Source organism: Streptomyces panacea (assembly GCF_040560175.1).
Classification (GTDB): Bacteria; Actinomycetota; Actinomycetes; order Streptomycetales; family Streptomycetaceae; genus Streptomyces; species Streptomyces panacea.
The window spans coordinates 1-8,149 of the sequence record NZ_JARJHW010000260.1 but is presented as its reverse complement, the minus strand read 5'-3'; the positions used below and the strand labels follow the sequence as shown (position 1 = coordinate 8,149).

At 70.1% G+C, this 8,149-nt stretch carries 7 protein-coding genes; 3 read left to right on the top strand and 4 right to left on the bottom strand.

Features of this window, described 5'->3' with window-relative positions; genetic code table 11:
* Positions 1-1,458: LCP family protein (locus tag P3L51_RS33705; protein WP_435594584.1), on the top strand; the 1,458-nt coding region annotated here is incomplete at its 5' end.
* A 100-nt stretch (positions 1,459-1,558) separates the two neighbouring features.
* Here the strand turns inward: P3L51_RS33705 and P3L51_RS33700 are convergent.
* On the bottom strand, positions 1,559-2,107 hold the full coding sequence (locus P3L51_RS33700) for an acyl-CoA thioesterase (RefSeq protein WP_354609157.1): 549 nt from the start codon (positions 2,105-2,107) through the stop codon (positions 1,559-1,561).
* Between the two features lie 129 nt (positions 2,108-2,236).
* Between P3L51_RS33700 and P3L51_RS33695 the strand changes: the two genes are divergently transcribed.
* Positions 2,237-3,508 (top strand): LCP family protein, encoded by a 1,272-nt coding sequence (locus P3L51_RS33695; RefSeq protein ID WP_354609156.1) that lies wholly within the window; start codon positions 2,237-2,239, stop codon positions 3,506-3,508.
* Positions 3,509-3,532: 24 nt separating this feature from the next.
* On the opposite strand, the gene P3L51_RS33690 is transcribed toward P3L51_RS33695, so the two are convergent.
* Entirely contained in the window at positions 3,533-4,036 is a 504-nt protein-coding gene (locus P3L51_RS33690; protein ID WP_354609155.1) for a DinB family protein, read from the bottom strand.
* Positions 4,037-4,193: 157 nt separating this feature from the next.
* Entirely contained in the window at positions 4,194-5,366 is a 1,173-nt protein-coding gene (locus P3L51_RS33685) for an acyl-CoA dehydrogenase family protein (protein ID WP_354609154.1), read from the bottom strand.
* Positions 5,367-5,593: 227 nt separating this feature from the next.
* Between P3L51_RS33685 and P3L51_RS33680 the strand changes: the two genes are divergently transcribed.
* A complete protein-coding gene (locus P3L51_RS33680; protein ID WP_354609153.1) occupies positions 5,594-6,940 on the top strand; it encodes a UDP-glucose dehydrogenase family protein in 1,347 nt (448 codons plus the stop codon).
* Between the two features lie 16 nt (positions 6,941-6,956).
* On the opposite strand, the gene P3L51_RS33675 is transcribed toward P3L51_RS33680, so the two are convergent.
* A complete protein-coding gene (locus P3L51_RS33675) occupies positions 6,957-8,117 on the bottom strand; it encodes a dipeptidase (RefSeq protein WP_354609152.1) in 1,161 nt (386 codons plus the stop codon).
* Positions 8,118-8,149: the final 32 nt, after the last annotated feature.

Genomic DNA, 8,149 nt, shown 5'->3' with positions numbered 1-8,149 from the left:
GTCCGGAACGCCCGGAGCGCCCGGCCCCTCCGCGGCCGACGGCGGAACGGGCGGCCCCGCTGGGGAATGCGGGTGGCCACGACCCTCTCCGTACTGGTGCTCGGCGCCGGCGGCATCGGCCACGCGGTCGTGACGAGTCTCGACACCGGAATCGGCCGGGTCGACCCGTTCAAGGACATGAAGAACCGCCCCGACGGGGGCCATGGCATGAACATCCTCCTCGTCGGCACCGACGGCCGCGACAAGATCACCGAGGAGGAGCGGCGGAAGTACCGGCTCGGCGGCGCTCCTTGCCGCTGCACCGACACGATCATGCTCGTCCACGTCTCGGAGGACCGGGAGCGCGCGAGCGTCGTCAGTCTGCCGCGCGACAGTTACGCGGAGCTGCCGTCGCACACCGACGGAACCAGCGGCGACAAGCACGGACCCCACCCGGTGAAGCTCAACGCGGCGTACTCGGAGGGCGGGCCGCATCTGACGGTCAGGACCGTCGAGACCATGACGGGCGTGAAGATCAACCACTATCTGGAGGTCGACTTCACCAGCTTCATGAAGACGGTCGACTCGCTCGGCGGGGTGGAGATCTGCACGGCCAAGCCGCTGAAGGACTCGCACACCGGCCTCGACCTGACCGCCGGGACGCACAAGCTGGACGGCGGTCAGGCGCTCCAGTACGTACGGTCCCGCTATCTCGACGGCTCCTCCGACCTCGGCAGGATGCAGCGCCAGCAGCGCTTCATGGCGGCGCTGATCAAGCAGGCGACCAGCAGTGGTGTGCTGCTGAATCCGGTGAAGTTCCGCGGTGTGACCTCGACCATGCTCGACTCGGTCCGGGCGGACAAGGGCTTCGGTACGGAGGAGATGCTCGCGCTCGGCAAGGCGATGCGCGACTTCACCCCGGCGTCGTCGGAGTTCACGTCGGTGCCGGTCACCGCCGGGGGCTTCCCGGTCAAGGGCATCGGCTCGACGCTGAAGTGGGACCCGGTGAAGTCGAAGAAGCTCTTCCGGGCGCTGCGCGAGGACAAGCCGCTGACGCCGCCGGCCCCCGGGGGGCGGCGCGGGCCGCAGGGTCCGAACATGCCGCCGGCCTCGATGGTCGAGGTGTCTCCGCAGCAGGTCAGGGTGCAGGTCTACAACGCGACGCGGCAGGACGGTCTGGGCCAGCGCGTCGACGGCGCCCTGCGCGGGACCGGATTCAACACGACGCGGGCGCCGCTGAACCACACGGGACCGGAGGTGTCGCGTACGCAGGTGCTGTTCGACCCGCGCTGGGACCGCTCGGCGAAGTCCCTGGCGGTGGCGCTGCCGGGCTGTGAGCTGCGGCCGGTGCCCCGGCAGGGCGCGACGCTGAAGGTGATGGCGGGAACGGACTACAAGACGGTGCGGCCGGTGCGGGCGGAGGACCCGCACCAGGGCGAATTCGGAGCCGTGACGGGTGACCAGGTGGTCTGCCCGTAGCGACCGGCCGGACGGACCCCGCTCGACGTGACCGGTCGTCCTGGACAGGGATCGACCGGGACCGGCAGGGTCGGCAGGGATCGGCAGGGATCGGCAGGGATCAGTCGTCGATGCCGTCCGCGACGCGCTTCTCGCGCAGCTCCTTGATCGCGCGCCGCCGGGCGAGCCGGTGCGTACGCCGGATCTGCGCCTCCTGGTAGCGCCGCTTGTCGCGCTCGGTCTCCGGGACCACCGGCGGTACGGGACGGGGCCTGCCGTCCGCGTCGACGGCGGCGAAGACCAGATAGGCGCTGCCGACCTGCTGGGCGGGGGTCGACTCGTTCCAGCGCTCGGCGAGCACGCGTACGCCGACCTCCATGGAGGACCGGCCGGTCCAGTTGACCTGGGCCTTCACATGGACCAGGTCCCCGACCCGTACCGGCTCCAGGAAGACCATCTCGTCCATGGACGCGGTCACCGCGGGCCCTCCCGAGTGCCGGCCGGCGACCGCGCCCGCGGCGTCGTCGACGAGCTTCATGATCACGCCGCCGTGCACCGTGCCCAGGAGGTTGGTGTCACTGCCGCTCATGATGTGGCTGAGCGTGGTGCGGGACGCTGAGGTGGGCTTACCCGGAATATCTGTCTCGGGGCGGACGGCCTGGTCTGTCATGCCCTCCACCCTATGCGGGGGTCCGTCACGAGTCGTCACGGGCCGCATTGCATCAGCTTGGCAACAGGGATGCTGTGATTTTCCTCCACCCCTGTCTGTGCGACACCTCTGAGCCGCACACTGGTCCGCATGAACGATGGATGGAACGGTGACCGCGCTGACCGTGGCGGCGAACGTTACGGACGCGGCAGCGCGGGCGCGCAGCCCGAGGGCGCTCGCGCGATGCCGCACGTGCAGCGGCGCGCCGTCCCCCAGCAGCCGTCGCAGGGGTACGACGCGGGGTACGACCCGCCTCCGTACAACAGCGACTACAACACGGGCCAGGTCTACGGCACCCCGGCCGACCGGGGTCAGGGCGGACCGCCGAGTGTCCCCCCGCAGGGTTCGTACAACAACGGCGGGGGCTATCCCCCGGAGCACGCACCGGACTGGCGGCGCCGTATCAAGATCACCGCGATCTCAGTGGTCGTCGTCGTCCTCACCGTCTCCATAGGCACGTACTTCTGGGCCGACTCCAAGCTCAAGCGCGAGGTCGACCTCTCGAAGGTCATCGAGCGGCCGGACTCGGGCGACGGCACGAACTATCTGATCGTGGGTTCCGACAGCCGTGAGGGCATGTCCGACGAGGAGAAGAAGAACCTCCACACGGGCAGCGCCGAAGGCAAGCGCACGGACTCGATGATGATCCTGCACGACGGCTCGAACGGGCCGACGCTGGTCTCGCTGCCGCGCGACTCGAACGTGGTGATCCCGTCGTTCCGCGGCTCGGAGTCCGGGAAGATGTTCCCGAACACGGGCCGGGAGACGAAGCTCAACGCCACGTACGCGACGGACGGGCCCGAACTGCTCGTCCGTACCGTCGAGTTCAACACCGGACTGCGCATCGACCACTACGTCGAGATCGGCTTCGCGGGCTTCGCCAACATCGTGGACGCGATCGGCGGTGTCGAACTCGACATCCCGAAGGCCTTCAAGGACAAGAAGTCGGGCGCCGACTTCCAGAAGGGCAAGCAGACGCTGGACGGCGAGCAGTCGCTGGCGTTCGTCCGCACCCGGTACGCGTTCGCGGGCAGTGACCTGGACCGTACGAAGAACCAGCAGAAGTTCCTGGCGGCCCTGGCCTCCCAGACGGCCACGCCGGGCACGATCCTCAACCCCTTCAAGCTCTACCCGACGATGGGCGCGGGCCTGGACACCCTGATCGTCGACAAGGACATGTCCCTCTGGTCGCTGAGCCAGATGTTCTTCGCGATGAAGGGCGTCACGGGCGGCGACGGTACGTCGATGAACATCCCGATCTCGGGGAGCAAGGGCGGGAACCTGGTCTGGGACAAGGCCAAGGTGAAGCAGCTCGTGGAGCAGCTGAACAACGACGAGAAGGTCACGGTCACCTCGAACTGAGGGCGGGCCCGGCCCGGCGGGCGGTCATCCCCGGAGTACCTCCCGGTGATCGCCCGTCGTCCCGTCGATCAGCTCCCGCACGATGTCCATGTGGCCGGCGTGCCGCGCCGTCTCCTCGATCATGTGGATCAGAACCCACCGCATGCTGACGACCCTGCCGTCCCAGGATGTGCCGGTGTCCTCCAGGTCGATCTCCTGGATGGCCCGGTCGGCGGCGGCGCGGGCGCGGGCGTAGAAGGCCAGGATGTCGGCGGTGGACTCGTCGGGCGCGACCGTCATGTCCTCGGTCCCGGTGTCGAACCAGAACGGCTCGCTCTCCCGCCCGAACGGCTCGCAGAACCAGCCGTACTCGACGGTCGCGAGGTGCTTCACCAGCGACAACAGGTTGGTACCCGAGGGCGTCACGGCCCGCCGCGGCGCTTCGTCGTCCAACCCGTCGAGCTTCCACACGACGACATCCCGATGCCGGTCGAGCGCGACGTACAGGCTGTCCTTCTCGCCGCCGGTGTGCGGAACGGATCTGATCATGCGGGGAAGGTAGCAGCGCCCACCGACAGCGGCCCCGGTCTTTCCACAGCCGAACGCGCCGACCCACCGCCCCGGCCCGCGGGGGCGGGTCGGGGCGGTGGATCGGCGGGTTGGTTCGGGGCGTTGGTTCGGGGCGGGGCGGCCGGTCGAAGCCGTCCTACGGCAGGTTGCGGGCCATCACGATGCGCTGGACCTGGTTCGTGCCCTCGTAGATCTGGGTGATCTTGGCGTCGCGCATCATCCGTTCCACCGGGTAGTCGCGCGTGTAGCCGTAGCCGCCGAGGAGTTGGACCGCGTCCGTCGTGATCTCCATCGCCACGTCCGAGGCGAAGCACTTGGCCGCCGCGCCGAAGAAGGTCAGGTGTTCCTTGTCGCCGCCGTCGGAGATGCGCTGGGAGCGGGCCGCCGCCGAGTAGGTGAGCTGGCGGGCCGCCTCCAGCTTCATCGCCATGTCCGCGAGCATGAACTGCACGCCCTGGAAGTCGCCGATCGGCTTGCCGAACTGCTTGCGCTCCTTGACATAGCCCGCGGCGTAGTCGAGCGCGCCCTGCGCGATGCCGAGGGCCTGGGCCGCGATCGTGATGCGGGTGTGGTCCAGGGTCTTCATCGCCGTCGCGAAGCCGGTGCCCTCGGCGCCGATGAGGCGGTCGGCCGGGATACGGACGTTGTCGAGGTAGACCTCGCGGGTCGGGGAGCCCTTGATGCCGAGCTTCCTCTCCGGGGCGCCGAAGGAGACGCCCTCGTCGCCCTTCTCTACGACGAACGCCGAGATGCCCTTCGTACGGAGGTCGGGGTCGGTGACGGCCATCACCGTGTAGTACTCGGAGACGCCGGCGTTGGTGATCCAGCGCTTCACACCGTTGAGTACGTAGCTGTCGCCGTCCCGTACGGCCTTGGTCTTCATCCCGCCGGCGTCCGAGCCCGCGTCCGGCTCGGAGAGGCAGTACGAGAACATTCCGTCGCCCTTGGCCAGCGGCCCGAGGTACTTCTTCTTCAGGTCCTCGCCACCGGAGAGCATGACGGGCAGCGAGCCGAGCTTGTTCACCGCCGGGATCAGGGAGGACGACGCGCAGACGCGGGCGACCTCCTCGATGACGATCACGGTGGCCAGGGCGTCGGCCCCGGCGCCGCCGTACTCCTCGGGGACATGGACCGCGTGCAGATCGGCGGCGACCAGCGCGTCGAGCGCCTCCTGCGGGAAGCGCGCGTCCTCGTCCACCGCGGCGGCGAACGGGGCGATCTTCGCCTCGGAGAGCGCGCGTACGGCGTCACGGAGCATGTCGTGCTCCTCGGACGGGCGGTACAGGTCGAAATCAGCCGATCCGGCCACGGTCTTTCACTCCCCTGAATGCTAACTACCGTTAAGTAACCCTAATTTTAGAGGGCTGGGGCGCCGTCGGCGTACGTGAGTTTCCCGACAGCGCCCGCACCTTGCCCCGAGGCGCCCGGAAGGGTGCCCAAGCGGCGTGGATATGCTCGGGCACCGCACTCGTGGTGCGATCGCAGCCGCGTTCGCACCGGGCGCACCGCATTCCGACCGCACTCCCAGGAGCACCCATGGCCCTCAAGATCACTGTGATCGGTACCGGCTACCTCGGCGCCACCCACGCCGCGGCCATGGCGGAGCTGGGCTTCGAGGTACTGGGGCTCGATGTCGTCCCCGAGAAGATCGAGATGCTGTCGGCGGGCAAGGTCCCGATGTACGAGCCCGGTCTCGAGGAACTGCTGCGCAAGCACGTCGCGGGCTTCGAGGGGTCGACCGGCCGGCTGCGCTTCACCTCCTCCTGGGAGGAGATCGGCGCCTTCGGCGACGTCCACTTCGTCTGCGTGAACACCCCGCAGAAGCACGGCGAGTACGCCTGCGACATGAGCTATGTGGAGAGCGCCTTCGATTCGCTGGCCCCGCGGCTGGGCCGCTCGGCGCTGGTGGTCGGCAAGTCGACCGTGCCGGTCGGCAGCGCGGAGCGCCTCGCCCGGCGGCTCACCGAGCTGGCGCCGGCGGGCATCGACGTCGAGCTGGCGTGGAATCCGGAGTTCCTGCGCGAGGGTTTCGCCGTACAGGACACGCTCCACCCGGACCGGATCGTGGTCGGCACGGCGAGCGACCACGCGGAGAAGCTGCTGCGCGAGGTGTACACGACCCCGATCGGGGAGGGGTCGCCGTTCATCGTGACGGACTTCCCGACCGCCGAGCTGGTGAAGACCGCCGCGAACTCCTTCCTCGCCACCAAGATCTCCTTCATCAACGCGATGGCCGAGGTCTGCGAGGCGGCCGGCGGCGACGTGGTGAAGCTGGCGGAGGCCATCGGCCACGACGAGCGCATCGGGAAGAAGTTCCTGCGGGCCGGGATCGGCTTCGGCGGCGGCTGTCTGCCCAAGGACATCCGGGCGTTCATGGCGCGGGCGGGCGAGCTGGGCGCGGACCAGGCGCTGACGTTCCTGCGCGAGGTCGACTCGATCAACATGCGGCGCCGCGGCCACATGGTGGAGCTGGCGCGCGAGGCCGTCGGCGGCGACTCGTCGTTCCTCGGCAAGCGGGTCGCGGTGCTGGGCGCGACGTTCAAGCCGGACTCGGACGACGTACGGGACTCCCCCGCGCTGAACGTCGCCGGACAGATCCATCTCCAGGGCGGTCAGGTGACCGTGTACGACCCGAAGGGCATGGACAACGCGCGCAGGCTCTTCCCGACGCTCGGATACGCCGGGTCCGCGCTGGAGGCGGTGCGCGGCGCCGATGTCGTCCTGCACCTCACCGAGTGGCGCGAGTTCCGCGAGCTGGACCCGGCGGAGCTGGGCGGGGCCGTGACGCGGCGGCTGATCCTCGACGGGCGCAACGCGCTGGACCCGGCGGTGTGGCGCGGGGCGGGCTGGACGTACCGGGCGATGGGGCGGCCGAGGGCCTGACCGGCCCCGTACTCAACTACCGGCGGGCGCCGTCCAGTTCCTCGATCGTGGCCGTCGACGCGGAACGGCGCTGCTGGGCGGCGCGCGCGATGAACTCCGTGTCGCGCAGCACACGGGCCGCGTTGCCCCACGTGAGATCGGTGATAGCGGTGTCGTCCCAGCCGCGGTCGAGCAGTTCGGCGATCAACCGCGGGTAGCACGAGGTGTCTTCGAGGCCGTCGGTGTGGGGCGCGTCCGCCTCGCGGCCGTACGTCCCGGAGAGGCCGACGCACTCCGGCCCCGCCACGTCCCGGACCCGCTCGACATGGTCGGCGACGGCGGAGACGGACGGACGGCCACCGTCCCGGGTGATCTGCTGGGGCGCGAAACTCACCATGCAGACACCGCTGTTGGCGCCGAGCAGGCTCAGGATCTCGTCGGGGACGCTGCCGTCGCCGGGGCGGTCGGTGAGGGCGCGGGCGGCGGCGTGGGAGAACATCGCCGGGGCCTTGGTGACGGCGAAGGTGGCGCGCGCCGTCTCGTCGGACGCGCCGGACAGGTCGATGACGACGCCGAGCCGGTTCAGCTCGCGCACGGCCTCCTGGCCGAAGCGGGTGAGTCCGTCGTCCGCCCAGCGCGCGCCCGCGAGGGCGAGGGCGCGCACACCGAGGAAGTGGAACGCGCGGAGTGTGGCGAGCGAGTCGCCCATGGCCGGGCCCGAGACGGGGCCGAGGAGCGAGGCGACGCGGCCGCAGTTGCGGGCGTCCGCCAGGTCCCCGGCGCCGAGCGCGATGCGCAGGCTCTCCGGGCAGGACGCGATCAGGTCCCGTACGAGGTCGATCAGCTCCAGCGTGGTGCTGACCGCCCGGCCCGCGCGGACCGCGTCGGCGTCGATGTGCAGCGACCAGAACTGCGCGCCGAGCGCGCCCGCCCGGATCCGCGGCATGTCGGTGTCGAGGAACGTCTCGCCCTGGTCGAGGTCGTGGGAGTGGTTGGCGCCGCGGCGGCGCAGCAGAGTGGGGGCGAGGCTGTTGTGGCCGTCGATGACGGGGTGCGCGGCCAGCAGCGCGCGGGCCCGCTCGGCGGACGACACGGGGACCGCGCCGTCGGCGGGCGCGGGCGGCTGCGGCGACGCGTCCAGGTCGCCGACCGCGGCTGTCGAATCCGTGTCGCAGGGGTCGTCCTGAAGGTCGGCCATGACAGGGCTCCGTGGGGTGCGAAGGCAGTAGG

Coding starts and splice junctions, on each gene's coding strand:
- P3L51_RS33700 (WP_354609157.1), bottom strand. CDS start 2,107: ATGACAGACCAGGCCGTCCGCCCCGAGACAGATATTCCGGGTAAGCCC.
- P3L51_RS33695 (WP_354609156.1), top strand. CDS start 2,237: ATGAACGATGGATGGAACGGTGACCGCGCTGACCGTGGCGGCGAACGT.
- P3L51_RS33690 (WP_354609155.1), bottom strand. CDS start 4,036: ATGATCAGATCCGTTCCGCACACCGGCGGCGAGAAGGACAGCCTGTAC.
- P3L51_RS33680 (WP_354609153.1), top strand. CDS start 5,594: ATGGCCCTCAAGATCACTGTGATCGGTACCGGCTACCTCGGCGCCACC.
- P3L51_RS33675 (WP_354609152.1), bottom strand. CDS start 8,117: ATGGCCGACCTTCAGGACGACCCCTGCGACACGGATTCGACAGCCGCG.